The organism is Paenibacillus polygoni (genome assembly GCF_030263935.1).
GTDB lineage: Bacteria > Bacillota > Bacilli > Paenibacillales > Paenibacillaceae > Paenibacillus > Paenibacillus polygoni.
The window spans coordinates 4,004,073-4,030,847 of record NZ_CP127162.1; the positions used below are offsets into that span (position 1 = coordinate 4,004,073).

Sequence of the window (26,775 nt, forward strand, 5' to 3'; positions counted from 1 at the left end):
TATGTATTCTGTTATTCCGCTTATAAACCGTTAACGTACCACATTATATTATATGAACCCTTGTTCCTTCAAACTTACAAATTTTCCATCACCGATCACAACGTGATCCAAGACCTCAATTCCTACAATATCTCCTGCCTCAAGAAGACGCTTTGTGAGCTTGATATCTTCCGGACTTGGAGTAGGATCTCCGCTGGGATGGTTATGTGCACAAATCAGAGATGCGCTGCTGCATTTGATCGCTGCACGAAATACTTCTCTTGGATGAACAATAGCAGCATTGAGACTGCCCATCGAGAGTGTTTCCTGAGCTATAACATGGTTTTTGGTGTTCAGAAACAGACATACAAAATGCTCTTTCTGCAAATACCGAAGCTGTTCCATCAATAAATCTGCTGCATCTCTTGGACTTCGTATGGTTGGACTGCTAGGCAACTTTGATTGAGACAGTCTTTGTCCTAGTTCAATTCCCGCCTTGAGCTGAACCGCTTTGGCAGGACCGACGCCTTTAATTCGTACCAATTCCTCGATACTAAAATCAACAAGACTACGCAGGCTGCCTGCCTCACTCAGAATTCGCTGAGCAACATGTATAGCAGATTCCTGCTTCGTTCCTGTCCTTAGTAAGATAGCTAGTAGTTCCGCATGACTAAGTGCACCCGCCCCATGATGAAGCATGCGTTCTCTCGGGCGCTGTTCTTGGGGGATGTCGCGCAACATGTACCCTGGCGAACTCATCTTTTCCCTCTTTTCAAAAACAAACCTAGAACTTCCCCATCATTTGAATCTTTAAGATCTAATTGAATCTAAAAAACATCTAATTTTACGTTTCATCTATGGCAAGCACATGCATACCAAGCTCCGCAAGCTGTTCGCTTAGCAAGGACAATGGCAAACCTACAACGTTAAAATAACAACCTTCAATCGATTCAACCAGGATGGAACCAATGCCTTGAATTGCATAGGACCCTGCCTTATCAAATGGTTCTTTGGTTGCAATGTAGGCACGTATTCCTTCATCCGTCTGCGCTTTCATCTTCACTTTAGTCTTACGATGGTCTACGATGATCCGCCCTGTATCTCCCGATATGCAGGCCACTCCGGAGTACACCTCATGAGTACGGTTCTGCAGCATACCTAGCATTCGAAAAGCGTCTTCCTCATCCTTCGGTTTACCAAGTATCATTCCGTCCATTACGACAATGGTGTCGCTCCCAACGACTATTGCACCCTCGAGACTTAATTCGTAGGAATCATAAACCGCCTTTGCCTTGCGAAGCGCTAATTCTTCAACGACTTGTTCAGGTGTATAGTCTCCTGGTGTATCCTCATCTGCATGACTTGGAACTACTTCAAAAGGTAATCTAAGAGAAGCAATGAGTTCGCGTCGACGTGGAGATGTTGAGGCTAGAATGATTCGATGGTTCTGCTGCTTTTTCAAAGGGATAACTCCTTACTTCACCGATAATGCGATAAGCATTTCTGTTTTAATCGTTTTTTGTACTGACTTAAAACTGCTAAGGCATGATCAAAGTGAACATACCGGATTACAATTTGCGATAGAGCCAAATTGCTGATACCATACCCAGCAGACTAAGCAGGCTCATTTTCAATTGAATGTTTAGGTTATAACTAATAATGTCGAAATTTGCTTTGGGCGACCAACTGATTGTCGTCGTATTCGTTAGAATAGAAAGAGCCTTGAATTGCTCTAGACCCTTGGATATGAAGGCTCCTATTAACCAACCCAAGAGCAGAAACAGTAACAACATGCCGAAATTTTTTTTCATTGTACTCTTCCCTCGCCATATTTTGACACCTACATTATTATACGGGAAGCAACGCGTAAGTACAAATACAAATCCGGCCTGGGGAAGTATTTCCATTTCCCGGCCGGACCAAAGGGTCACCTTATGTTTGTTTCATTACCTCTAGCAGCTGTTTTTCCTGCAGGATATAATCCATTACAGCAGACTGCACCTTCCACATATGCTCTTTATTAGGGTTTTTATTATATTCAGATAATGCACTGATGGCAGTGCTCATGGAGGATTCCATCTTCCTCTCTATCTGCTTTCCGTTCTCAGAGAGTCCTGCATGAATTGTTCCAACACTGCTCGTAAATCGGTGATGTAAATCGGAGATCTCGCTTAATTTGTCCTTTGGTACAGCGGTTTGAACTTGCTCGCCAATATGAGTTATCGATAAGGAAGCAAGCATGTCTGTGAGTATCCTGCTATTTTCAAAAAAAGGACTGACTTCATCTGCATTCCCTATGAATACAACATCTGAAACCGCAGGCAAAGAAATCTCTCTTACGTACAGCTCTACTCCCTCTGTCTTCAGCTGATTGCTTACTAGTTTTGCTTCTTCCCGGTTGGAAGATACTCCTGCATACACTCTTGATTCATCTAGCGGGTCACTTCCCGCTGCAATCCCTGCCTTAGTTAGTTCATGTTTTGCCTGACTCGCACCTTCTGTTGTACTGAACACGCCATATTGAAGCATAAAATAGGTCGCTGCAGGTATGGATACAGCGGTGCTGGCAAGGTTCAAAGTGTCCGTTCCTAGTGATTGCGTCTGTGTATTTTCAGCAGAAGAGACAAGCTCTGTTCCGGCAGGTCCCTTTACGGTCTGAGAGGTTGCATCTGTTCCCGAGTCCAGCAGAGACATGGCAACAAATCCGAACAGAACGCCCGTCATAATCGCAGCTGTTACCGAACCAAATACTTTCCAACCTCCTGGGGACTTCCGGTGATGAACAGCATATGATTTGGCGGTTACCTCCGGGTAGTGCGGCGTAGGCAGGTCATCATAAGGATCTCGATTATTTTCCCTGACAGAAGAACTCTCGGGAAGCGTGCTTTTCTCGATCATGGAAGAACCGACATAGGGACCAAAAGGTTCCCCCCAATCATCGTATATGGGATTTCCATAATAGGTATCTTCTTTATCCTGTTTCTGCTCTTCGGAATGATACCTTAAATGATGCTGTTCACCACGGTAACCAGTCCGATCATTTCCCTCATCTAACTGATGATGAGTTTCAAGTGGAGGGACGCTCCCTGGGTCCAGCGAGATGGGAGTAGTATCAGTTTCCAAAGCGATCTTCTGATTCGTACGAGGAGTCTCTTTTTTTTCTACTATGTGATTGGAAAGCTGATGAGCAGTCTTCTGAGACTCCTCTCCAAAACGAAATGTCATTCTCGCCTTATTCACGGTGCAAGCCCCTCCCTTGTCCTTTTTATCAGCTATATGTGAGAAAAAGGTTATATATGCATAAAAAGCACCATCTCTGCTATCGCAGAAATGATGCTTTTTATGATTGTTCTTGTCTGGCCTTCTATTTCAAACCTTTAGCCAGCTCATAGCCAGCTTTCCAAATATCGCCTGCGCCCATAGTCAGCACGAGGTCACCTGGGTTTAATCGGTTTTCCAAATCTTTAACTACATCCTCTTTTGTTGGGAAGTAGATTGCATTTGGATTACTATTTTGCTTAATAAGCTCAACTAGCTTAGAGGAATGAACCCCTTCAATTTGCTTCTCCCCGGCAGGAGAGAAAATGTCTGTAATAATGACTTCATCTGCTTCAGCAAAAGCACGACTGAAAGCATCTAGCAAGAAGAAGGTACGAGTATAACGCTGCGGCTGGAATACAGCAATAATCCGTTTTCCTGTTGCTTTTGCCGCGCTGATTGTAGCTTCAATCTCTGTAGGATGATGAGCATAATCATCAATAATCAGAATATCGCGTGCTTCGCCAAGCACCTGGAATCTGCGTTTTGCCCCGCTAAACTTCACGATCGCTTTCACGATGGATTCAAAAGGTATACCTGCTTCTAGACAAGTAATGATCGTTGCCATCGCATTGCTTACATTATGTTTACCAGGTACAGAAAGTTCTACTTTACCAAGCGGAGCTCCGCGATGATTCATCGTAAATGAAATATGACGATCACCTAACGTAAGATCGGTTGCTGTATAATCTGCTTCTGCATCAATTGCATACGTAATAATGTTAGATTTGAGCTGAGGCATAATACTTTGAATGTTCTCATCATCTGCACAAACAATCGCACAGCCTTCAGGTTTCACCTGATTTAAAAACTTCACATACGCATTTTTCAGCTCATTAAAATCATTATTGTAATTTTCAAGATGATCGGCTTCCAGATTCGTTACAATCCCAATCCAAGGATGATAATGCAAGAATGAACCATCGCTCTCGTCCGCTTCAGCAACGACACAATCGCCTTTTCCTGCCTTAGCATTCGTTCCGAGATTCATGATCTCCCCGCCGATGATGTAAGTAGGATCTGTTTCACATTCTTCCATAACAAGCGCGATCATCGAGGAAGTTGTTGTCTTACCGTGTGCTCCCGCAACGGCAACTCCCTTACGCTCGTTAAGTAAACGCGCCAACATTTGTGCACGGTGAAGAACCGGAATTTTTAATTGTTCCGCTTCCACTCGTTCCACATTGTCCGCAGTTGCAGCCGTTGAATAAACAACTAGATCTGCACCGTGTACCTGTTCTGCCGTATGGCCGATATATACTTTTGCTCCTTTTGCGGCGAGCTTTTCAGTTAGCTCCTGGGATGCCACATCCGAACCAGTTACCTTATAACCCATTTCTAACATAACTCTTGCAATGGCGCTCATCCCATAGCCGCCGATACCGATAAAATGTACATGTTCCGTAGTATTCAACAAGTTTTCACCAACCTTTTTCAGAATCGGTTTGATGCAAAAGACTGGCCCGAACATCTGCAATTAAATACAATGTGCCGGACACAATCCCCAGATCGTCCGCTTCCGTCCGTAACTTAAGTAAGCTCAGTGCATTTTTCCATGAAGGTTCTACAATGATGTCAAGGTTTGGTTTGGCAAAGGATGGACGAAGCTCTTCTACCATATTTTTTAACTGTGCCGCATCCATTTTACGTCGGAAATCAGGCTCAGTCAGGATAAGCGTATCCACTAGTGGCAGTATATGCTCTAAATATGATTTGTGATGCTTATTCTCAAGCATGCCCATCATTAAAATTAATTTCCGATCTGCATACAAATCCTTGATCGTTCTGGCAAGTGTTTCTGCACCTTCCGGATTGTGTGCCCCATCCAAAATAAGAAGTGGATGATCGGACACTTTCTCAAAACGTCCGGCCCAAAATGTCCTTTGAAATCCTTTTTTCAAATCTTCCTCTTCCATATAGAACGCCATGTACTGGCGCAGCACTTCAAGTGTCATTAGAGCACATGCAGCATTAGCACTTTGGTGCTTGCCCTGCATAGTCAGCTCCACATCAAGTTCACGAAACGGTCCATTATAATGGAATCTTTGACCATTCTTATTAACCTCAAGTTGCTCATAAGTAAACTGTTCACCTGCAACATACAGGGTTGATTTTTTCTGAGCACAAGTTTCACGAATGATCCGAATTGCTTCCGGCTGTTCAACCGTAGTAACAACAGGGACGCCGGGTTTAATAATCCCTGCCTTTTCAGATGTAATTTGTTCAATCGTATCTCCAAGAATATCGGTATGGTCAAAACCAATATTCGTAATCACCGAAATGACAGGAGTCACGACATTTGTTACATCAAGCCTTCCCCCAAGCCCAGTCTCCCATACTACCACATCGGGATAGCATACCTCCGCATAATACAGAATTGCGAGCGCTGTCGCAACCTCAAACATCGTTGGAGATCCAAATTCTGTAGCAGCTACTTCTTCCACAAAAGGCTTCAGTTTGTTAGCCAGCTTAAGCAATGTATCTTCCGGGATGTCTTCTTCATTATACTGAAATCGGTTTGTAAACTTGGTGATATACGGAGAAGTAAATGTCCCTACATCATACCCGCCCTGTCTAAGGGTAGAAGTTAGAAAGGCACAAGTGGATCCTTTTCCGTTCGTTCCCGCGACATGAATGAATTTCAGATGTTTATGCGGGTCGCCCAGCTTTGATAATAACAATTCAATGCGGGATAGTCCCGGTCTTATTCCAAAAGGAATAAGATTGTTAATCCAAGCTACTGCATCATTGTAGGTTTGTAAAGGAGCTGCACAAGCAGCTCCAGTATTTTCAGACATTTTCTTCACCCTCCGATTGCGATATTTGTGAGACTTTTCTTTAAGGGATACTGCGAAAATAATAACCAGTTTAATTAGCTTTGTAATTCCGCAATACGAGCAATAACTTTACTGCGTTTATCCGAATAATCTGCAAGTTTTGCACGCTCTTCCTCAATAACTTTTGCTGGTGCTTTGGATACAAAGCCTTCATTACCGAGTTTTTTCTCAATACGAAGCACTTCTTTATCTAAATTCTCGCGTTCTTTCTCAAGACGAGCAATCTCCTGGTCAATATCAATAAGTCCTGCGAGCGGGAAATAAATTTCAGCACCTGAAACAATTGCTGTCATCGCTTTTTCCGGCGTAGGCAGAGAGATGCCTGTAGTCAGATCGGACGTATTACAGAATCTGCTAACATAAACAAGGTTGTTATCGATGATCTGCAGCGCTTCTGCATTACTTGCATTTACGTTCATTTCGATCTTCTTACTCATCGGCACATTCACTTCTGCACGAACATTACGAACGGCGCGAATGAGATCCATCAGCATATTCATCTCAGCTACAGCCTGATCGTTAACAAGTTCTTCGGTGAATTCAGGCCATGCTGCAAGCGTAATCGTCTCTCCATCATGCGGCAAATGCTGCCAGATTTCCTCTGAAATAAACGGCATGAACGGATGGATAAGACGCATTGTATGATCCAGTACATAAGCAAGTACCGACTGTGTCTTCCGTTTTGCCTGCTCATCTTCACCGTATAGCGTCAATTTGGAGAATTCGATGTACCAGTCACACAGATCATCCCATATGAAGTTATACAGCGCACGTCCGGTTTCTCCAAATTCATAAGCGTCCATAAGACGAGTTACTTCTCTTGCTGTTTCATTTAGGCGATGCAGAATCCAGCGATCAGCCGTGGATAGTTCACCTGTAATGTCAATATCCTCATATTTAATGCCTTCAAGATTCATGAGTGCAAAACGGGAAGCATTCCAAATCTTATTCGCAAAGTTACGTGCTTGTTCTACACGTTCCCAGCGGAAACGAAGATCTTGTCCTGGTGTGCTGCCTGTTGAAATCATATAGCGCATTGCATCAGCACCATATTTCTCAATTACTTCAAGCGGATCTACCCCGTTACCAAGAGACTTCGACATTTTGCGGCCATCAGCATCACGTACAAGTCCGTGCATCAATACGTCTTTAAACGGAATTTCATCCGTAAATTCAAGTGCTGTAAAGATCATACGAGCTACCCAGAAGTAGATAATATCGTAGCCAGTTACAAGAACAGAAGTTGGATAGTAGCGTTTCAAATCCTCTGTATCTTCAGGCCAGCCGAGCGTAGAGAACGGCCATAACGCCGAACTGAACCAAGTATCAAGTACATCTTCATCTTGACGAAGATCTTGAGAGCCGCATTTGGTACAAGTCGTGAGGTCTTCCTGACTAACATGAAGCTCTCCGCAAGCATTACAGTACCACGCTGGAATACGGTGTCCCCACCAGAGCTGACGAGAAATACACCAGTCGCGAATATTTTCAATCCAGTGAAGATACGTTCTCTCAAAACGATCGGGAACAAAGTTTACCCCTTTTCCGTTCTTCTGAGCTTCAATCGCTTTTTCCGCAAGCGGCTGCATCGCAACAAACCACTGTGTAGACAGATAAGGCTCTACAACAGCACCTGAACGCTCACTATGACCCACTTGATGTACATGGTCTTCAATATTAATAAGTACACCCAGTTCCTTAAGGTCAGCAACGATCTGCTTACGGCACTCACTGCGGTCAAGCCCTTTATATTTACCAGCTTCCTCATTCATAGTACCTGTCTCATCCATAACCGTGATTTGCGGCAGGTCGTGACGCAGACCAACTTCGAAGTCATTTGGATCGTGCGCAGGCGTAATTTTTACCGCTCCGCTACCAAACTCTTTTTCTACATATTCGTCTGCAATAACAGGAATTTCACGGCCAATAATCGGCAGTACTAATACTTTGCCAATCATATCTTTGTAACGGTCATCTTCGGGATGAACCGCAACAGCCGTATCACCAAGCATGGTTTCTGGTCTTGTCGTTGCAACGGTAATAGAGCCGCTGCCGTCTTTTAAATCATATTTCAGATGGTACAAGTGGCCTTGTACTTCTTTATATTCAACTTCAATATCAGATAACGCAGTACGTGCTGCCGGATCCCAGTTAATGATACGTTTCCCGCGGTAGATAAGACCTTTATTATACAGTTTTACAAACACTTCACGTACGGCTTTCGATAACCCTTCATCCAGCGTAAAACGCTCACGGGAATAATCAAGAGACAAGCCCATTTTTGCCCATTGAGAGCGGATTGTATTGTTATATTCTTCTTTCCAGTCCCATACCTTCTCGAGGAACTTTTCACGTCCAAGATCATAACGAGTAATCCCGTCTTCTCTTAGCTTCTGTTCTACTTTGGTTTGTGTTGCGATACCAGCATGGTCAGAACCAGGCAGCCAGAGCGCGTCATAACCTTGCATCCGTTTCGCACGGATAATAATATCCTGAAGGGTAAAGTCCAGCGCATGACCGATATGAAGCATACCCGTTACGTTTGGCGGTGGAATCACAATGGTAAAAGGCTGCGCATCCTTGCGCTGACCTGCTTTAAAGAAATTGTTCTCCATCCAATACGGGTACCACTTCTGCTCCGCAGCATGCGGATCATACGTTGTTGGCATTTCCGTCTGATTCGGCTGTTTCGGCTGATTTGGTTGATTTGTTGCTTCAGACATATACATTCCTCCTGTTATTTTAGAAATCAAAATTCATTTTTTCATCAGTAGCAAGTAACGATAAAAAAAACAAAAAGACCCTTCATCCTCAAAGGACGAAAGGTCATTCTTTCGCGGTACCACCTTTGTTTCATACCAAAACATGATGACCACAAACTTTAGTTTGCGGGCTTGATATGACACTTTGTTAGGCAGTATAACGGCTGCAGCCGGCCACATTCTAGTGCTCTCTATGTACAAAGCATACGAAAGCATTCAAAAGGGCAACTCCCGGGTGACTTCGGATCAGTAAAGTATCCTGCAGAATCTCACACCAATCGATTCCACTCTCTGAAGGGTTTACTGCTTACTACTCCCGTTCTTCGTTGTTCCATGTGTAATTCAAGAGATCTATACGAACCACAATGAATTATATTCATTGTATCCCCAATCCTACAGACATCATACATTTCTAGTCTAAATTCGTCAACAGGCGAGCACCTATTTTCCGTATAGGGAAAGACTGGAGCAAGATTCTAGCTAAGTTTCATGAAGCGCCAACATGATAATAAAAAAAGTGTCCCTGGTCGTTGTTACGTCCAAGAACACATCATTTTACGATTTGTTACGGAATATAAAGCACCTGTCCCTCTTCAATGGACTGCTCGGATAAACGATTATACAGCTGTAACTCACGCGTACTTAGCTGATATCTATCTGCAATCGTATCCAAGGTTTCTTCCCGCTGTACTATACAGAGCTTGACCCTCTTAAATGGCGTCTGTTCAGAACTACCGCCAAGAAATAGGTTCTTCCACTGTACATCTTCTATCTGCTCTTCTTCCCGCTTTTCAACTGGAATCTGCTCTTCTAACTGTAATACTTCTTCCGTTCTCTTGCTCTTTTGCAGAAGAGAGGTAATTCCATACGAATCAGCAGCAGGTGCATCACTCTCTTTTTTACTGCCAAAGGCTACCTTTAGCTCCGGTTTCTCGTCTTCTGTCTCTGGCTGAGGTACATCTGCTGTAAGCAGCACGCCCTCATCCTCCCAGGTAATCTCCTGATCGTCTCGCTGGATCGCGGCAGGTTCTGCTGCTGGTTCTTCTATAGGTGTTCCTGCTTCTTGATGACCTATAACCTCAACAGACTCCACAGGCGTTTCAAAATGCCAAACTTCTGGCGCATCAGAATGCTCAATCGCAGAATTATCTTCTTTCACGTCCTGGATATCTTTTGTCTCTCTTAGCTCCCCGTTCTCTTGGTTCTCTATTCTCTGCTCTTCTATAATAGAATCTTCCTGCTGATCCGTACCATCATCGACAGAAAGGGTCTCATAAGGAAGATTCCAAACGTCTCGCTCCTCCTGCTCCTCATCATGAACTGAAGTCGGTGTTATATAAGGAGCATAAAATCTAGGCGGTTCTGGAGAAGTGTCACTTGTGCGTTCTTGCTCAAAGGAAACTGCGCCATCTTCCCTGGCAGAATCGTATAGATACAAATTATTTTCACTATCCTCTTTTGGTTCGCTATTTCCCTGTTCAGAAGCAGAATTCGTGTGTACTACCGTAAATTCGTCCGAATTCCAGGCAGGACTTTCCTCTGTTTGAATCCCTTCAATTCCTCTGAGAGACAACACCCCGGTAATATTCAAGCTTCTTGTTGACAATAGGTCAACGTCAAAATTCTCAATCTCAACAGCGATCTCCTCCACAGAGGCAACCCGGCTAAGCGGAATCGTAATCTCCACCGGGATCAGGTGCTGCAAACCTTCCTGTTCCTGATTCTCACCAACATACACACCTGACAACAGCAAATGGCCCCGAAGAGCTGCGTGCTCTTGATCTGTAATCACCTGTATTCGAGGATAAAGTTCAATCTCTTCAAGTTCTGCAATCGCGGGAACATGTTCTGGTAATTGCACACGCTCATAAATATCAAACCGAAGTCCGTAGGGCGGGTTTAACATAGCTGTAGTCCTCCTTTCGGGCATATAGTTACCATGAAAAAAGACCATGGCTTTCGCTCATGTGACGAGAGTTCAGCAATAAGTTTCTTCTCGTTGACATGTATATGCACCGAATAGAGGACTCATACCATTTTATGAGTATTCGCCCTATTCCTCTTTTTTTCTCGCTTCATATAGTTCCGTCATATCTTCCGGCCAAGGCGCCTCAATGGTGAGCAGCTCTCCTGTAAACGGATGCTGGAACGTAAGCCTCTCTCCGTGCAGGGCTTGCCTGCGGATCCCTTCTCTTCTGCCCCCATACATTGTATCTCCGAATAAAGGATGACCGATGTGGCTTAGGTGAACTCTGATCTGGTGGGTTCTGCCTGTCTCCAGCTTCAAACGGACAAGAGTGGCCTCCTCTAACCGTTCAGAGACCTTCATATGGGTTACCGCATGTTGTCCTGTAGGCGAAACTCTTCTTCTCTGCTTGTGATGACGATCTTTGCCAATCGGATATTGCAGCACTTCTTCATCCTGAGTAATGACCCCGTGGACGATTGCCACATAAGCACGGTCAATTGCTTTTCGTTCCATCATCGAATTTAGTTTTAATTCAGCGTATCGATTCTTAGCATATAGCACAGGTCCCGATGTATCTACATCGAGCCGGTGGATATGGCGTACTGCAATCTCTTGGCCTTCCGATTCATAGTAGGCTGCAACCGCATGATCCAGCGTAATAATTCCATCATGCCGCTCATTCCCATCAGGATGGACTGGCATACCTGCCGGTTTATGAACAACAAGACAAAAGTCATCCTCATATAAAATATCAAGCAGAATGTAACGCGGAGAGATCCCTAGAGGTACAGACGGAAAAAGGGCCAGCCTCAGCCGGTCCCCCGCAATTTTAATCCCTTGATTATGCTTCAATTCGTGAAGAAGTTTCGGCGGCATGCCAAGCTCCTGTAAGAGCCAAGCTTCAGCAGCTTCATTCCGATTCTCGCCAGAGAGTGCCTTCTTTCCTGGAGTAAGCTCCAGCCACTCTCCTCTTCTTTTTGAAGTAATCATAGTTTTCTCAGCGCATTATAATTTGCTTCAATTGTATCTTCAATATCTTGCTTTGAATGCACACCCGAAATAAACATTCCTTCAAATTGAGACGGTGCTACGCTGACTCCTTCCTGAAGCAGATGTCCAAAATAAGCTCGGAACATGTCGAGATTACTTGATTTTGCAATATCATAGTTCGTTACAGGCTCCTCTGTAAAGAACGGACATACCATCGAGCCTACCCGATTGATCGTCATAGGGATACCAAGCTCTCGTGCATTTTTCTCGAAACCAGCTTGCAGCTTCGCTCCTAGCATTTCCAAACGATCATAGACTTCTTGATTGAGTAAACGAAGCGTAGTCAGACCTGCTGACATAGCAAGCGGATTACCGCTTAGTGTACCTGCCTGATAGATCGGTCCAGAAGGTGCAATCTGCTCCATAAGATCACGACGACCTCCATAAGCACCAACAGGCAGCCCGCCGCCAATCACTTTACCAAGGCAAGTCAAATCTGGTGTTACTCCAAATCTGCCTTGAGCACTGTTAAGTCCTACTCGGAAACCAGTCATGACCTCATCAAAAATAAGAAGACTTCCGTAATCTTCTGTTATTTGGCGAAGACCTTCCAAGAATCCTGGTACAGGCGGAACGACACCCATATTCCCTGCAACCGGTTCAACGATCACCGCTGCGATCTCTTCTCCAAATTTCTCAAAGGCTACCCCTACGGATTCCAGATCGTTATAAGGCACAGTGATTGTATTTACAGCAACCCCTTCTGGAACGCCTGGACTATCCGGCAGACCAAGCGTTGCTACTCCAGAACCTGCTTTGATAAGCAAACTGTCTGCATGTCCATGATAAGATCCTTCAAATTTCAAAATTTTACTGCGTCCCGTTATCCCCCGAGCAAGGCGGATGGCACTCATCGTTGCTTCAGTTCCTGAATTAACCATTCGCACAATATCAATAGATGGCACACGTTCACAAACAAGTTTGGCCATTTCTGTCTCTATTAAGGTAGGTGCGCCAAAGCTTGTCCCTTTTACTGCTGTCTCTTGAATTGCAGCGATGACCTCTGGATGAGCATGTCCCATAATAAGCGGTCCCCAGGAAGCTACATAATCAATGAACGAATTTCCATCGATATCATAGATTCTTGATCCGATCCCGTGATCGGCATAGATCGGTGTAAGTCCAACGGATTTAAATGCACGAACTGGACTGTTTACCCCGCCCGGCATATACTGTTTTGCCTCTTCAAAAGCCTTTCTGGACTGTTCCTCCATACGAGGCTGACGTTGATTGCTGCTCATTACCTTCACTCCTCTTTGTGTAGTCACTTCCAGCTTCTGCTTTGCCGTGCTCTTATTTCTCTGAAAGCCAGCGAGCCGCATCTTTACCATAGTAAGTGATGATCATATCCGCACCTGCTCGTTTCATGCTCAGCAAAATTTCCATAGCCACTGACTTCTCATCTATCCATCCGTTCATTGCTGCTGCTTTCACCATCGCATATTCACCACTTACGTTATAAGCGACCATCGGCAGATCAAATTGATCTTTGAGGGTACGCATCACGTCTAGATAAGAAAGAGATGGTTTTACCATCAGCATATCTGCTCCTTCTAGAACATCACTTTCTGCTTCACGAAGCGCTTCCCGTGCATTTGCTGGATCCATCTGATATCCTTTGCGATCCCCATACTGCGGAGCAGAGTCAGCTGCTTCACGGAAAGGTCCGTAGAAACCGGAAGCGTATTTTACAGAGTAGGACATAATCGGTATATTCTCATACCCTGCTTCATCCAAACCTTGGCGAATTGCACCCACAAATCCATCCATCATGTTAGAAGGAGCAATAATATCCGCACCTGCTTTTGCCTGGGATACTGCCGTTTTCACAAGTAGATCAAGCGATTCATCATTTAAAACGTGTGCATGTACATGCCCGTCTCTTTCATGAGTATGAACCATTCCGCAGTGTCCATGATCTGTAAATTCACACAAGCAGGTATCCGCAACAACCAGAAGGTCTGGGTACCATGATTTGATCAATCTTGTCGCTTCCTGAACAATTCCGTCTTCCGCAAAAGCAGATGACCCTACTGCATCTTTGGTATCTGGAATTCCAAACAAAAGTACAGCCGGAATGCCGAGTTCAGCAATCTCTTGTACTTCTTCTTTTAAGGTGTCCAAAGAAAAGCGGTAAACACCAGGCATGGAAGAGATCTCCTGTTTGACTCCCGTTCCATAAGTTACATAAATCGGTTGAATAAAATCACTCACATGAAGATGTGTTTCACGCACCATACTGCGAATTGCGGCAGTACTGCGCAAGCGGCGAAGTCTAACATTTGGAAATCCCATAATTGATATTCCCCTTTCTGTATCCCTTTATATAACTGAATCAATTTCATAACTCATTAAAATGATGAATTTGTAACTATATATAGACAAACAAAACCATTTTGATCTATATATACCCCTGATTAAAGCAACTAAAGGGATTATGAAATTGATTCATCTTAATTATTTATCTTTTAGCTCGCACAAAGCATCTGTCAAACTACCCATCGTTGCCTTCTCCGATATGATGCTTACAGAAAGACCCGCTTTTTGTGCCTCCTGAGCAGTAACGGAACCGATACATACGACATGCACTTTATTAAGAAGCTCTACTGGATTGTCATTACCCATTTTCTTCAATAGTGCAAGCAGGTGTGTTACGGTAGAAGAGCTTGTAAATGTGACCGCATATATTTTCCCTTTTTGCAGCAGCTGAATGACATCATCATCCCATTCATCAGGAATCACTGTCTCATAAATATGTGCTACAGTAACTTCCAGTCCTTTTTCACGCAGTCGATCTGGCAGCCAAGAGCGCGCAAGATTTCCACAAGGCAGGAGAACTTTCTGACCTGGCAGAAGTTCATCTCCAAAGGTGTCCATTAATCCTTCCTGCTGGTAAGACCCTTGCACTTCTTCTGCTACAATTCCTTTACTTCGTAAAACTTCTCTTGTAGTAGGTCCAATTGCTACGATTCTAGCTTTTGATAAAGCCCGGATATCCAGGCCCTGCTCTTCAAGATGCTTAAAGAAATATTCTACTCCGTTAACACTCGTAAAGAATACCCAATCATATTCTGGCATAGAAGCGAGTGCGTTTATGATCTGATCTCTTGCTTCTGCTGAAGCGGGAGGCACTGTTTCAATCACAGGCAGCTCATAAGCTTCTCCGCCAAGCTCTTCGATTCGATCTACCAGATCAATTGCTTGTGTTCTAGCCCGTGTAACCAAGATTCTTTTACCGAATAAAGGCATCGATTCTACCCATTTAAGCCGTTCACGTTGTTTAACTACATCGCCGACCACAATCACACCGGGCGGAAGGAATTTATTCTCTATGACTTTGGCTTCAATATCCTCCAGCGTTCCGATTAGTGTATCTTGTTCTGCCCAAGTTCCCCAGCGAATAAGAGCCACAGGTGTATCCTTTGGTCTGCCATGATTCATCAGTTGCTTACTAATGTATCCAATATTCGCCACACCCATCATAAATACAAGTGTTCCGGTTGCATTCGTCACCTTATCCCAGTGGATCGCTCGGTTCATCTTTTCTGGGCTCTCATGTCCTGTAATAATGGAAATAGAAGAAGCGTAATCTCGGTGAGTTACCGGGATTCCCGCATAGGCAGGTACACTGATTGCCGAAGTTACCCCTGGTACAATTTCAAAAGGCACGTTATTCTGCTTCAATAACTCTGCTTCTTCTCCCACTCTTCCAAAAATGGTCGGGTCCCCGCCTTTTAGACGAACGACCTTTTTACCTGCTAAAGCTAAATCCACAAGAAGCTGGTTGATATCCTCTTGTTTCATTGTATGACGATTCGTTTTTTTGCCTACATAAATCTTTTCTGCCCCTGGTTTCATAATTCGCAGCAGTCTAGGGCTCGCTAGTCGATCATATACGACAACGTCTGCCTTTTGAATACATTCCCATCCCTTAACAGTAATGAGCTTTGCGTTCCCCGGACCTGCCCCTACTAAATAAACTTTTCCTGTCATGGAGATCATCCCCTTACATCTGCTAGTATCTTCTCTGCGCCCATTTCAATTAATCGGCTGGCCACAGCCTTACCCAGCTGTTTGGGATCAGCACCTGTTAAAGTATGTTTTAATACGGTGTTCCCGTCTGGTGTTCCTACCATGCCCGTGAGTTCAATCTGTTTATCTTCCGCATTGCTGCCAGTAACCCATGTGGCATAAGCTCCAATAGGAACCTGGCACCCACCGTTCAGTACATGTAAAAACTCGCGTTCAGCAGCAACTGGTTTGGCTGTTATTTCATCATTATATAAAGAGAGAAGCGCAAGCAGTTCCTCGTCATCCTTGCGGCATTCAATGCCAAGCGCCCCTTGACCAACCGCTGGCAAACAAGTTTCAGGAGATAAATAGGAAGTGATTCGATCACTCCATCCCATACGGGAGAGACCCGCTGCCGCTAAAATAATCGCTTCAAAACCTTCCGTCTCGAGTTTACGTAAACGAGAATCAATATTCCCGCGGATCCACTCTACATTGAGATCAGGTCGATAAGCCTTTAACTGACTAGACCGGCGAAGACTGCTGGTACCCACTTTTGCTCCATGGGGAAGTTCATCAAGCGAAGCTCCATTTCGAGAAATTAGAGCATCTCTTGGATCTTCTCGCTTCGGGATCGCTCCCGTCGTAAGGGATTCAGGTAGTACAGAAGGCATATCTTTCATACTATGTACCGCCATATCAATCTCTTTGTTCATCATTGCCTGTTCAATTTCTTTGACAAACAGTCCTTTGCCGCCTACTTTTGACAGCGTCACATTTAGAATCTGATCTCCTTTGGTGACAATTTTCTTCACCTCAAAATCAAATTCAAGTCCATGCTCTGAACATATCTTTTTCAAATCTTCGATGACATGACCTGTCTGTGTCAATGCCAACGCACTTTGTCTGCTTCCCACGATAATTGTACGCATCTTGTTACTCCTCCCGATTGACAGTAATCCACTTCACCATTTCTTCCTGTGACCATGGACGATACCGTTTTTCTCGTATTTGTACTAAAATATCCATTTCAAGTACCCGATCAAGCAGGCGCTTTCTATCTCTCCGATCTTCGACTTCAAACTGAATGACTTCTCGGAATTGTTGTAAAAAATCAAGGTAAATCTGATACTCATCCCCATAATCTGTTCTCAGCTGTTCAATAATTTGCTTTGCAAGCCCCGGGCTTGCACCTGATGCAGAAACCGCAATCGTTAATTTGCCTCGGCGTACAGTGCCAGGAGTAATAAAATCTCCCGTACCCGGTGCATCTGCACTATTCACAAGAATGTTCCTCTGCTTTGCTTCCGCAATGACTTGTGCGTTTACTGCCGGGCTGCTCGTAGCCGCATATACAAGAAAAGCCCCTTCCAGGTCTCCCTGGAGATAGGGCTTCTTACGCCATTCGGCTTCACCCCGGTCAACCATGTGAAGAATTTGATCCGTCACTTCGGGGCTAATAATAGTGAGCAGTGCTCCTGAACCTGCAAGAGCCTCTATCTTTCGCTCCGCTACCTTACCTCCGCCGATAACAATGCATCTGCGCCCTGAGCAGTTCAACATAACTGGTACATAGTGATTCTCCATGTGCTTATGCCTCACTCTCCCGTCCAGCGATGAAACATAGACCAAGCGTTACTCATAAAACTGATAATAACAAAAGCATATCCAAGCAAAATCCATCTTGCCATTACATACTGGGGTGCATCAATATATCGTTTGGATACAAAATAACCAACATAGATACATAGTGCAATAATAGTCGCGAGTACTTTTAGGTCCAATAGATAAAGCCACTGCTTCTCGGCAACAATCGACAAAATAGCAAGGATCACAGATATGCCAAGAATAGGTGTACCAATTAGACTGGCTTTGTTCATATACAATTGCAGAATTTCAAGGCTTGGGACACGTCTCATAGAATCATTCCATCGCTTAAGCTTCAGTCTGTAATGTAAAAAGAGATAAGTCATTGCAAAAACTGCCGCTACCGTCAGTGCCGCAAATCCAAGATTAGCAAGTGCAATATGCATTACCAGCATACCATGTACGGTCTGCCAGTTGAGCAGCCTATCCTCACTCGGTACGAGCCAAAAATCACTCAGCACCAAAGCACTGAAACTGACTACATTCAGAAGGAATACAATATATTCAGACCTCTGCCCCCGGCTTAATATGAATGAAATGAGTACGATACAAAAAGAAAACAAGAAAATAAAATCATACATAGAGTAGATTGGAACATAACCTTGATTCACCGTATAAAACACAAGATACATAAGCTGCATTATCGATACAATAACAAGAAGCCCTGTGCCTATCCGCTTTGCATTCGCATTACGACGAATACAATCCGAGAAATAAAACAGAAGGCTCAGAGCGTAAATATAAATGATGAAACTGTGAATTGTATCATGAACCGTCACTTAGCTCTACACCTGCCTTACAGACTTACAGGAACATAAGTTAGACGCGAAGATTCCTTTGCAGCGCCATGGTTCATTTCCATGGAAGGCTGTAAGTTCCCATGTGAAAGAGCAACGTCCTGTTTCTTGTCATCGATCTCATCCTCGAGCCCAAACAGCTTAGTGAACATTAATAAAGCATCGTCTGCTTTTTTATCAGCAGCCATTTCTTTAATTTGGTTAATCGGCTCATGAGTTATTTGATTTAGCATACTTTTGGTAAGACGCCGAATGACTTTGCGCTGTCTGTCATCTAGTTCCGGCAACTTATTAAACAAACTTTCGAGTGTATCCTCGTGAACGGTATTTGCTTTTTCTTGAAGGGCACGAATGACAGGACGTACCCCCAGCGTTTTAAGCCACTGCTGGAAAGTTATCATTTCCTCTTCAATGAAAGCGTCAATTTTAGCGGCTTCCATACGGCGCATTTCAAGATTCGTCTCTACTACGCCTTCCAAGTCATCAATATCATATAAGTAAACGTTGGACAAATCACTGATCGCAGGATCAATGTCTCTTGGAACAGCAATGTCAATCATAAAGAGCGGACGTGATTTTCTCCGCTTCATGCTTTCTTTTATCATATCCACAGAAATAACAAAGTCTTTAGCACCCGTAGAACTGATCAAAATGTCAACTTCATGTAATCTAGAAAATGCCTGTTCCATAGTACAAGCGGTTCCTTGAAATTTCTTAGCCAATTCTTCAGCACGCAGAAAGGTCCGATTCGCGACAATAACCTCTTCCGCTCCATTTGCGTACAAATGTTGCACAGTTAGTTCGCTCATTTTCCCAGCACCCAGAATCATGACCTTTTTGTTTGAAAACGAACCAAAAATTCGCTTGCCAAGTTCTACGGCCGCATAACTCACCGAGACGGCAGCTTCCCCAATGGATGTTTCAGAATGTGCCCTTTTACCAACCGTAATCGCATGTTTAAATAGTTCATTAAACCACGTGCCTGTTGCTTTCTCTTGCTGCGCACATAAAAAAGCTTGTTTAACTTGCCCAAGAATTTGAGTCTCTCCGATAACCATAGAGTCAAGCCCGCTTGTCACACGAAACAGATGACGGATTGCCTGCTCATTTTCGTAGATATAAAGATGCTGGGTAAATTCTTCACGAGAAATCCCAAACCATTTCTCCATAAAACTACGAATAAAATAGCCGCACATATGAAGACGATCGACTACCACATACATTTCAGTCCGGTTGCATGTAGCTACAATGACGCCTTCCAATACACTATTTGTCTTTTTTAGCTGCTGGAGTGCAAGGGATAAGTCCTTCTCATCAAACGTAAAACGTTCCCTGACTTCTACAGGCGCTGTGCGGTAGTTCAATCCAACTGCGACGATGTGCATTGCAAGTTCACCTGCCTCTACGTTTTGTTAATTTTGTAAATGATCTATATCACAATGCGCTGTAAACAGCACATGATCCTGAGTACATAATGCAAACAATACTTAGTATAACATATGTATTTGCCCGGCTAAGTGCTTTTTATGACATGTTTATGAAATCCTCATCTTAGAGGCATAGCGCTCGCTTAATTTTGCCGGCTCTTCCTATCTTTATGCAGGAACGCAGGCAGCCTACACCTTTTTTAAAGTTAAAATCTCAAAACTATGATTATTCATCCCATGAAGCATACCAAAAATGTAAAATATCTACAAATATAAAAACAACCATGGATGATCCATGGTTGTCAGTTTAATTCATATTATTAACTTTCCATCAAACAAGTTCGATCTGATTCATTTCAGGCGTTTCAACCTTTATTTCACCTAAACCGCGAACTAATCTTTTGGCGTACGTTTTTTCTGGTTTTAATACGGACACCAGGTAGTCAATGGCTAACTGCGGGTCTACCGTTTCTCCACAAGTGTAACAATCAATTGCGGCAAAACCTCTCTCAGGGTACGTGTGAATCGAGAGATGGCTCTCTGACAGCAATACAAGTACTGTCGCTCCTTGAGGTCTAAACTGCTTTGATTGTACGGACAATACGGTAGCACCACAAGCTTCAGCTGCATCAATCAACTGTGCTTGCAAAAACTCCTCATTGTTCAGTAAATCAAAGTCGACTCCCCAAGTATCAACAGCAACGTGTCTTCCGAAAGTTGAATATTCCATCTTCCGGTTCCCCCTTCCTAGGAATAAAATGTTTGAAAAAATTTCATCCGCTAGGACCTACGTCATTCACTTCCCGAGGGAATAATCTCTCGCAACATTCAATGTCCTGAGTGAATCCTGGTTCCTATTTTCTTTTCAACGAGATTAAAAATAACATCTAACTGAGGCAATTGCAATAGTTATTTTACAAGTACTACAAATAAATACATTCGCTGCTAGGAGATAGATCACACAGCTCTCATCGTCGGAATTTACCGGTATTTACACATCGTTTTACTCCGGTTTGATACACCGATTTTTGTATGGTTTTACAATTCAGAGAGGTCGTTCATCCATTATTTATATACAAACAAAAAAAACTCCATACCACAGCCGGGTAAGGAGTTAATAAATAATCAAATGCTAACGTATTTCCTTAATGAAATACTTATGCTTCTAAAGCGAATAAAGTAACCGTATGAGTGCGTAATTGCTCGTCAATCTTCGAAATTTCTTCTTGACTACAAGTTGCATTTCGTAAATCAAGCAGTCCGTTCACACTTTTTTTCACCTGTGTAATCTGTTGCTCGATCTTTCTCATCTGGAATACATCCTCCATCTCCTGGAGTGTGTTTTTGTATTGATAGACCGTTTGGGATTGATTTTCTCTTACTTCAACAATCTTTCGCACAGATCCTTTGAAATAAACATAAGACATTGTAAACCCAGCATAGATCCGATTTACAATCCCTTCTCCTTTGAAGCTGAGGAATAACTTCCGCACCAAATTAGCTAAGTGTAGATTTACCAAGCGGCAAGATAACTCACAGACATAAAACCCTTCTCTATGATGAAATGGAAAATGAACTTCCTCGCCTGCATGATTCACTAGTACAATATCCTGTCCCCCATTACCGAGAACTTTCACTCTTGAATGGACCTGGCCGTCTTCTGCCATCTGCAAGAACTGTTTCATTTGAGTTTCCGATAATTTCAAAGTGGCTTTAACATATTCTGTGGCTAACCGCTGAGCCATAAAAATCTCCCCAATTCTTCCCTGATTCATCAGGCCGGTGTATTCACCGGAAATTTCGTAACAAGCTTATGCCTGAATTCATTATACACTACCTTTTAAACGACTCGCTCATCCTCTAATCCATAAAAACTTGCGCAAAAACCGTAAAAAAAGGGATAAACGCTTATATTCTACAGCTGATAGGGAAGATGCTCACTTTCCTGTATTAAAAGTTCATGCTAACTCTGTCATCCTGCATTTTAGGCTTGTCACGCTTCGTGAGTTGAGGTTTCCTGGCCTTCCTCTACTTCATCCAGCTCTTCTTCCTCACCGAATGGATCTTTAGAGAATGCATAGCGGGAAATAACTGACCATAGTTCATCTCTGCCAAGACCTTCTTCCGAAGAAAAAGATACAAATGAATCATCTGGATGAATCTGAAGGGCTTCTTTTATAATTTTCGCATGTTTCACACGTTTTGTTTTTGGAATCTTGTCCATTTTGGTAGTCACGATGCAAACAGGAAGACCATGGTGTTTGAGCCAGTCATACATCATAATATCGTCCTTCGTTGGTGCATGCCGCATATCGATCATCTGCATCACAAGTTTAAGCTCTTTACGTTCGAGCAAATATTGCTCCATCATTTTCCCAAATAGGGCGCGCTGTGTTTTGGATACTTTGGCATACCCATACCCCGGGAAGTCAACAAAATAAAGTTGATCATTAATACGATAATAATTAAGCTGCTGTGTTTTACCTGGTGTGGAACTCGTTCGTGCCAGGTTTTTACGATTAATCATCCGATTAATCAGCGATGATTTACCCACATTGGAACGCCCTGCCAGAGCAATCTCCGGCAAGGCGTCCTCAGGATATTGGCTGGGGCTTACAGCACTAATAATAAATTCTGATTTTGTTACTTTCATAGTTGATAATTGTCCTCTCTAATGCACTCCTGCTTGTTCTACAAGAGCATGCTGCAGTACTTGGTCCATATGAGCAACAGGAATGAATTCGATATCTTCCCGAACACTGTCCGGAATGTCTCTTAAATCACGTTCGTTGTCCTTAGGTAATAAAATTTTCTTATATCCAGCTCGGTGAGCGGCCAGTGATTTTTCCTTGAGTCCCCCGATGGGTAGTACTCGGCCCCGCAGTGTAATTTCACCCGTCATCGCTACATGTTTGGACACATGACGATTCGTAAGGGCTGAAATAAGTGCAGTTGCCATCGTGATCCCAGCGGATGGGCCGTCTTTCGGAATCGCACCTTCCGGAATATGAATATGAATATCATTTTTCTCATGGAAGTCTGGTGCAATCCCAAGTTCAATCGCTTTGGAACGAGTATAACTGAATGCTGCTTGTGCGGATTCTTTCATCACGTCTCCAAGTTTCCCTGTTAGGGTTAACTTGCCTGTACCCGGCACAACAGTCACTTCAATTACCAACGTTTCACCGCCAACCTCAGTCCACGCAAGACCTGTCACTGTACCGATCTGATCTTCAAGATCTGCTACACCATATCTAAATTTCCCTGGGCCCAGATAATCTTTAATCTCTTCCGGCGTAATGACAATGCTTCCTTCGTATCCTGTTACAATTTTCTTGGCTGCTTTACGGCAAAGGGATGCCATCTGCTGTTCCAAGTTCCGTACTCCGGATTCTCTCGTATATTCACGAATGACTTTCAGCAGTGTGTCTTCACCAACCTGAAGCTGCTGCTCCGTAAGACCATGTTCTCGAATCTGTTTTGGCAGCAAATAGCGATTCGCGATTTGCAGTTTCTCAAGTTCCGTATAACCCGGAATATTCAAGAGTTCCATCCGATCAAGAAGAGGTCTTGGGATACTGTGTACCGTATTGGCAGTTGTCACAAACATGACGTTCGACAAATCAAAAGGCAGTTCCACAAAATGATCACTAAACGTGTTATTCTGTTCCGGATCTAGCACTTCAAGAAGTGCTGATGACGGATCACCGCGGAAGTCAGAAGCCATTTTATCAATCTCATCTAGTAAGAAGACAGGGTTTAGTGAACCGGCTGTTTTCATACCTTGAATGATTCTGCCCGGCATTGCACCTACGTAAGTACGGCGATGACCGCGAATTTCTGCCTCATCACGAACTCCGCCAAGTGAGATACGTACAAATTCTCGTCCCAGTGATTTCGCGATCGAACGGGCCAGAGATGTTTTCCCTACCCCAGGAGGCCCTACAAGACAGAGAATTGGACCTTTGAGCTGCTTAACCAGCTTCTGAACAGCCAAATATTCAAGCACTCTCTCCTTCGGTTTCTCTAGACCATAATGATCGGCATCCAGTACTTCTTCGGCAGCCTGAATATCAAGATCATCTTCTGTCGACCGGCTCCAAGGCAAAGCGAGCAGCCAATCCACGTAGTTTCGAATAACGCCGCCTTCCGCAGAACTGGCTGGCATTTTCTCAAGACGATCGATTTCTTTGTTAATCTTCTCTTGAACCTTCTCGGGCAGATCAAGTGCAGCTGCTTGGTTTCGCAGTTCTTCCACTTCACCTGCACGGCCTTCTTTTTCTCCGAGTTCCTTTTGAATTGCTTTCATTTGCTCGCGCAGATAATATTCCTTCTGCGTTTTTTCCATCTGCTTTTTCACACGCTGGCTGATTTTACGTTCAAGTTCCAGAACTTCACGCTCGTTATTAAGAATATCGAGAAGTTTCTCAAGTCGTTGCTTGACGTTAATCGTCTCCAGAATTTCTTGTTTATCCTTAATCTTAAGTGAAAGATGACTGGTTATGACATCCGCAAGACGCCCAGGTTCTTCAATATCAGATACTGCTGCGAGTGTCTCCGGAGTAATCTTTTTAGACAGATTTATATAATTTTCAAACTGATTCAGTACCGTCCTCATTAGAGCATCCGTCTCTGGATGGTTAGTCTCTTCTTCAGGAAGTTCTACTGCCAGCACTTCATAAAAATCAACATTGTCTGTGTATTCGGTAATCTCCGCACGTTCCAATCCTTCTACAAGGACCCGAATCGTCCCATTCGGAAGCTTCAGCATCTGTCTGACCTTAGCCACTGTCCCGATCCGGAAGATATCTTCTCTTGTAGGTTCTTCAATATTTACTTCAGATTGGGAGCACAGGAGGATTAAATGTTCTTCTACCATCGCTTTTTCCAAAGCCTTAACTGATTTCTCCCTGCCCACATCGAGATGGAGTACCATACTCGGGTAAACAAGAAGTCCTCTCAAAGGCAGTAAAGGAAAACGACGACCTTTGGCTTTGCTCGGTCCCATCGCTTTCACACCTCCAATGGCTCTCAAGTTGTTATCATTCATTATTTTATCAAATGTTCACATAAAAAACCAATGAAGGGACAAGCATTACATGCTTTCGGTACTATTCAGTTTACCGTTCCGATTGTGGTCCGCATGCAAAACAGAGGGAGAGGAAGGCGGAAAAAGTTCTGCATGCGGAGAAGCAATCTCTTCCACTGCTGTTTTTTCCGAATCTCCAAACACATGCTGGAATACTTCTTCAGCTGTCTCAACCGGAATTACACGTAAGCCTTCCAAGTTATCAAAAATGGATTGCCAATTTTCAGCTGGAATGATTACTTTTTTGACTCCTGCCTGGAATGCGGCTTCCACCTTAGCCAAAACACCGCCAATTGGTTTCACTTTTCCGTGTATACTTATTTCTCCTGTCATCGCCAGCTCATGGTCTACAGGAATTCCCCGAATAGCCGAGACAATCGCCGTCGCCATAGCAATCCCAGCGGAAGGTCCATCAATCGGTGTCCCACCGGGGAAATTAATATGAAGATCGAAATTAGATGGTGAATACCCCATCGCACGAAGAACCGTTAGCACATTCTCCACAGACCCTTTTGCCATACTTTTGCGGCGCAGCGTTCTTGAACCACCGCCAATCTCTTCTTCCTCTACGACACCCGTAATATTATAGGTACCTTTACCCTTTCCTACAGGTACAGCAGAAACTTCGATTTCAAGCAGAGCCCCCATATTTGGACCATACACAGCAAGTCCGTTAACAAAGCCGATCTGAGGACGACTTGGCACTTTACGATCAGGTCTTGGCTGAATTTGACTGCTGCTGGCTACCCATTCCAAATCAGAGGCCTCAAGTTCATCCCGATTCTCCGTCAAAGCAAGTCCGGCGGCAAGCTGTACGATGTTTACTGCTTCCCGGCCATTTGTCGCATACTTTTTAACAACTTCTACTGCTTCGGGATTCGCCGAGAAACCGATTTTGGATATAGCATCTTCCGCAATTCGTCCGATTTCTTCCGGTAACAGCGCACGGAAAAAGATTTCCATACAGCGAGAACGCAGTGCTGGCGGAATTTCATGAGGAGATCTAGTCGTTGCACCTACAAGACGAAAATCTGCCGGCAATCCATTTTGGAAAATATCATGGATATAAGCAGGAGTATGCGTATCTTCGGAATTGTAGTACGCACTTTCCAAAATCACTTTGCGATCCTCGAGTACTTTTAGCAGCTTGTTCATCTGGATCGTATGAAGTTCACCGATCTCATCCACAAATAAAATTCCGCCATGCGCTTTGGTAACGGCACCCGGTTTCGGCTGAGGAACCCCAGCTACCCCCATTGCACCCGCTCCTTGATATATCGGATCATGCACGGATCCAATGAGAGGATCTGCAATTCCTCGTTCATCAAAACGCGCTGTGGTCGCATCAATCTCTGTAAATTTGGCATCAGCCTTAAAAGGGGAGGCCGGGTTCTTTTTTGCTTCCTCTAAAATGACTCTGGCTGCCGCTGTCTTCCCTACTCCTGGCGGACCGTAAACAATGACATGCTGAGGATTGCCACTGCAGAGAGCAGCCTTCATGGCACGCAGACCATCTTTTTGGCCCACGATATCTTCAAGTTTGGCAGGTCGTGTCTTTTCGGCAAGTGGTTTTGTCAGCGAAATAGCTCTCAGCTTCCGTAGTTTATCCATTTCTTTACGAGATTCTTTTTCTACCGCACTTCGATTACTCTTTTGCGAGCGCAGCATATTCCAAAAATATAACCCAATCACAACTCCAAAAAATAAATTGACCAACATAATGATAATCGTTATTTCATTTCCCATATTTAAGTCCTCCTGTTCAATCTTTCTTCCCCTTATTTTTGCCACGTAAAAAGTTCGATACTTGGTAGTATAGCCTTTTCCTTTTGTGGTAAACGTAAAAAACGGATGAAATAGGACAGAAAAACAAAAAAAGCCAACTTTCG

Annotated in this window: 21 protein-coding genes and 1 other annotated feature; all 21 genes read right to left on the reverse strand. The window is 43.8% G+C overall.

Features of this window, described 5'->3' with window-relative positions:
• Positions 1–48 precede the first annotated feature (48 nt).
• Positions 49–738 carry a RadC family protein gene (radC, locus tag QPK24_RS19180; RefSeq protein ID WP_285743874.1) on the reverse strand — a complete coding sequence of 230 codons (690 nt, stop codon included), beginning with the start codon at positions 736–738 and terminating at the stop codon, positions 49–51.
• An 85-nt stretch (positions 739–823) separates the two neighbouring features.
• Entirely contained in the window at positions 824–1,441 is a 618-nt protein-coding gene (locus tag QPK24_RS19185; RefSeq protein ID WP_285743876.1) for a Maf family protein, read from the reverse strand.
• Positions 1,442–1,547: 106 nt separating this feature from the next.
• Complete coding sequence (locus QPK24_RS19190) at positions 1,548–1,886, reverse strand: DUF4321 domain-containing protein (protein ID WP_407083033.1); 339 nt, start codon at positions 1,884–1,886, stop codon at positions 1,548–1,550.
• A gap of 25 nt (positions 1,887–1,911) precedes the next feature.
• The gene (locus tag QPK24_RS19195; protein WP_285743880.1) at positions 1,912–3,219 is read right to left on the reverse strand and encodes an SPOR domain-containing protein; all 1,308 of its coding nucleotides are present in this window, start codon (positions 3,217–3,219) and stop codon (positions 1,912–1,914) included.
• Between the two features lie 124 nt (positions 3,220–3,343).
• A complete protein-coding gene (gene murC, locus QPK24_RS19200; RefSeq protein ID WP_285749446.1) occupies positions 3,344–4,711 on the reverse strand; it encodes a UDP-N-acetylmuramate--L-alanine ligase in 1,368 nt (455 codons plus the stop codon).
• A gap of 7 nt (positions 4,712–4,718) precedes the next feature.
• On the reverse strand, positions 4,719–6,095 hold the full coding sequence (locus QPK24_RS19205) for a bifunctional folylpolyglutamate synthase/dihydrofolate synthase (RefSeq protein ID WP_285743882.1): 1,377 nt from the start codon (positions 6,093–6,095) through the stop codon (positions 4,719–4,721).
• Between the two features lie 74 nt (positions 6,096–6,169).
• The gene (locus QPK24_RS19210; protein WP_285743883.1) at positions 6,170–8,857 is read right to left on the reverse strand and encodes a valine--tRNA ligase; all 2,688 of its coding nucleotides are present in this window, start codon (positions 8,855–8,857) and stop codon (positions 6,170–6,172) included.
• Between the two features lie 88 nt (positions 8,858–8,945).
• Positions 8,946–9,229 (reverse strand) — a binding site (T-box leader).
• A 232-nt stretch (positions 9,230–9,461) separates the two neighbouring features.
• Positions 9,462–10,802 carry a LysM peptidoglycan-binding domain-containing protein gene (locus QPK24_RS19215; RefSeq protein WP_285743886.1) on the reverse strand — a complete coding sequence of 447 codons (1,341 nt, stop codon included), beginning with the start codon at positions 10,800–10,802 and terminating at the stop codon, positions 9,462–9,464.
• A 147-nt stretch (positions 10,803–10,949) separates the two neighbouring features.
• On the reverse strand, positions 10,950–11,855 hold the full coding sequence (locus QPK24_RS19220) for an RluA family pseudouridine synthase (RefSeq protein WP_285743888.1): 906 nt from the start codon (positions 11,853–11,855) through the stop codon (positions 10,950–10,952).
• On the reverse strand, positions 11,852–13,156 hold the full coding sequence (gene hemL / locus QPK24_RS19225) for a glutamate-1-semialdehyde 2,1-aminomutase (protein WP_285743889.1): 1,305 nt from the start codon (positions 13,154–13,156) through the stop codon (positions 11,852–11,854). The genes QPK24_RS19220 and hemL overlap by 4 nt, the downstream gene beginning before the upstream one ends.
• A gap of 52 nt (positions 13,157–13,208) precedes the next feature.
• A complete protein-coding gene (hemB, locus tag QPK24_RS19230; RefSeq protein WP_285743891.1) occupies positions 13,209–14,210 on the reverse strand; it encodes a porphobilinogen synthase in 1,002 nt (333 codons plus the stop codon).
• Positions 14,211–14,372: 162 nt separating this feature from the next.
• Positions 14,373–15,908 (reverse strand): uroporphyrinogen-III C-methyltransferase, encoded by a 1,536-nt coding sequence (cobA, locus tag QPK24_RS19235; RefSeq protein ID WP_285743893.1) that lies wholly within the window; start codon positions 15,906–15,908, stop codon positions 14,373–14,375.
• Positions 15,909–15,913: 5 nt separating this feature from the next.
• A complete protein-coding gene (gene hemC / locus QPK24_RS19240) occupies positions 15,914–16,858 on the reverse strand; it encodes a hydroxymethylbilane synthase (protein ID WP_160036342.1) in 945 nt (314 codons plus the stop codon).
• Between the two features lie 4 nt (positions 16,859–16,862).
• Complete coding sequence (locus QPK24_RS19245; protein ID WP_285743895.1) at positions 16,863–17,513, reverse strand: precorrin-2 dehydrogenase/sirohydrochlorin ferrochelatase family protein; 651 nt, start codon at positions 17,511–17,513, stop codon at positions 16,863–16,865.
• An 11-nt stretch (positions 17,514–17,524) separates the two neighbouring features.
• Positions 17,525–18,352, reverse strand: a complete 828-nt coding sequence (ccsA, locus tag QPK24_RS19250) for a cytochrome c biogenesis protein CcsA (protein WP_285743897.1) — start codon at positions 18,350–18,352, stop codon at positions 17,525–17,527.
• A 17-nt stretch (positions 18,353–18,369) separates the two neighbouring features.
• Positions 18,370–19,755 carry a glutamyl-tRNA reductase gene (gene hemA, locus QPK24_RS19255; RefSeq protein WP_285743899.1) on the reverse strand — a complete coding sequence of 462 codons (1,386 nt, stop codon included), beginning with the start codon at positions 19,753–19,755 and terminating at the stop codon, positions 18,370–18,372.
• A gap of 373 nt (positions 19,756–20,128) precedes the next feature.
• The gene (gene speD, locus QPK24_RS19260; protein WP_285743901.1) at positions 20,129–20,527 is read right to left on the reverse strand and encodes an adenosylmethionine decarboxylase; all 399 of its coding nucleotides are present in this window, start codon (positions 20,525–20,527) and stop codon (positions 20,129–20,131) included.
• Positions 20,528–20,954: 427 nt separating this feature from the next.
• Positions 20,955–21,542: a non-ribosomal peptide synthetase module gene (locus tag QPK24_RS19265; protein WP_285743903.1), complete on the reverse strand. Its 588-nt coding sequence runs from the start codon at positions 21,540–21,542 to the stop codon at positions 20,955–20,957.
• Positions 21,543–21,790: 248 nt separating this feature from the next.
• On the reverse strand, positions 21,791–22,450 hold the full coding sequence (gene yihA / locus QPK24_RS19270) for a ribosome biogenesis GTP-binding protein YihA/YsxC (RefSeq protein WP_285743905.1): 660 nt from the start codon (positions 22,448–22,450) through the stop codon (positions 21,791–21,793).
• Positions 22,451–22,468: 18 nt separating this feature from the next.
• A complete protein-coding gene (lon, locus tag QPK24_RS19275; protein ID WP_285743907.1) occupies positions 22,469–24,805 on the reverse strand; it encodes an endopeptidase La in 2,337 nt (778 codons plus the stop codon).
• A gap of 87 nt (positions 24,806–24,892) precedes the next feature.
• Positions 24,893–26,632, reverse strand: a complete 1,740-nt coding sequence (lonB, locus tag QPK24_RS19280; RefSeq protein ID WP_285743909.1) for an ATP-dependent protease LonB — start codon at positions 26,630–26,632, stop codon at positions 24,893–24,895.
• Positions 26,633–26,775: the final 143 nt, after the last annotated feature.

Excerpts from the sequence above, each read along its gene's own strand:
- radC (WP_285743874.1), bottom strand. The coding sequence starts at position 738 with ATGAGTTCGCCAGGGTACATGTTGCGCGACATCCCCCAAGAACAGCGC.
- QPK24_RS19190 (WP_407083033.1), bottom strand. The coding sequence starts at position 1,886 with ATGGAAATACTTCCCCAGGCCGGATTTGTATTTGTACTTACGCGTTGC.
- QPK24_RS19205 (WP_285743882.1), bottom strand. The coding sequence starts at position 6,095 with ATGTCTGAAAATACTGGAGCTGCTTGTGCAGCTCCTTTACAAACCTAC.
- QPK24_RS19210 (WP_285743883.1), bottom strand. The coding sequence starts at position 8,857 with ATGTCTGAAGCAACAAATCAACCAAATCAGCCGAAACAGCCGAATCAG.
- QPK24_RS19215 (WP_285743886.1), bottom strand. The coding sequence starts at position 10,802 with ATGTTAAACCCGCCCTACGGACTTCGGTTTGATATTTATGAGCGTGTG.
- QPK24_RS19220 (WP_285743888.1), bottom strand. The coding sequence starts at position 11,855 with ATGATTACTTCAAAAAGAAGAGGAGAGTGGCTGGAGCTTACTCCAGGA.
- hemL (WP_285743889.1), bottom strand. The coding sequence starts at position 13,156 with ATGAGCAGCAATCAACGTCAGCCTCGTATGGAGGAACAGTCCAGAAAG.
- hemB (WP_285743891.1), bottom strand. The coding sequence starts at position 14,210 with ATGGGATTTCCAAATGTTAGACTTCGCCGCTTGCGCAGTACTGCCGCA.
- cobA (WP_285743893.1), bottom strand. The coding sequence starts at position 15,908 with ATGACAGGAAAAGTTTATTTAGTAGGGGCAGGTCCGGGGAACGCAAAG.
- hemC (WP_160036342.1), bottom strand. The coding sequence starts at position 16,858 with ATGCGTACAATTATCGTGGGAAGCAGACAAAGTGCGTTGGCATTGACA.
- QPK24_RS19245 (WP_285743895.1), bottom strand. The coding sequence starts at position 17,513 with ATGGAGAATCACTATGTACCAGTTATGTTGAACTGCTCAGGGCGCAGA.
- hemA (WP_285743899.1), bottom strand. The coding sequence starts at position 19,755 with ATGCACATCGTCGCAGTTGGATTGAACTACCGCACAGCGCCTGTAGAA.
- speD (WP_285743901.1), bottom strand. The coding sequence starts at position 20,527 with ATGGAATATTCAACTTTCGGAAGACACGTTGCTGTTGATACTTGGGGA.
- QPK24_RS19265 (WP_285743903.1), bottom strand. The coding sequence starts at position 21,542 with ATGGCTCAGCGGTTAGCCACAGAATATGTTAAAGCCACTTTGAAATTA.
- yihA (WP_285743905.1), bottom strand. The coding sequence starts at position 22,450 with ATGAAAGTAACAAAATCAGAATTTATTATTAGTGCTGTAAGCCCCAGC.
- lon (WP_285743907.1), bottom strand. The coding sequence starts at position 24,805 with ATGGGACCGAGCAAAGCCAAAGGTCGTCGTTTTCCTTTACTGCCTTTG.
- lonB (WP_285743909.1), bottom strand. The coding sequence starts at position 26,632 with ATGGGAAATGAAATAACGATTATCATTATGTTGGTCAATTTATTTTTT.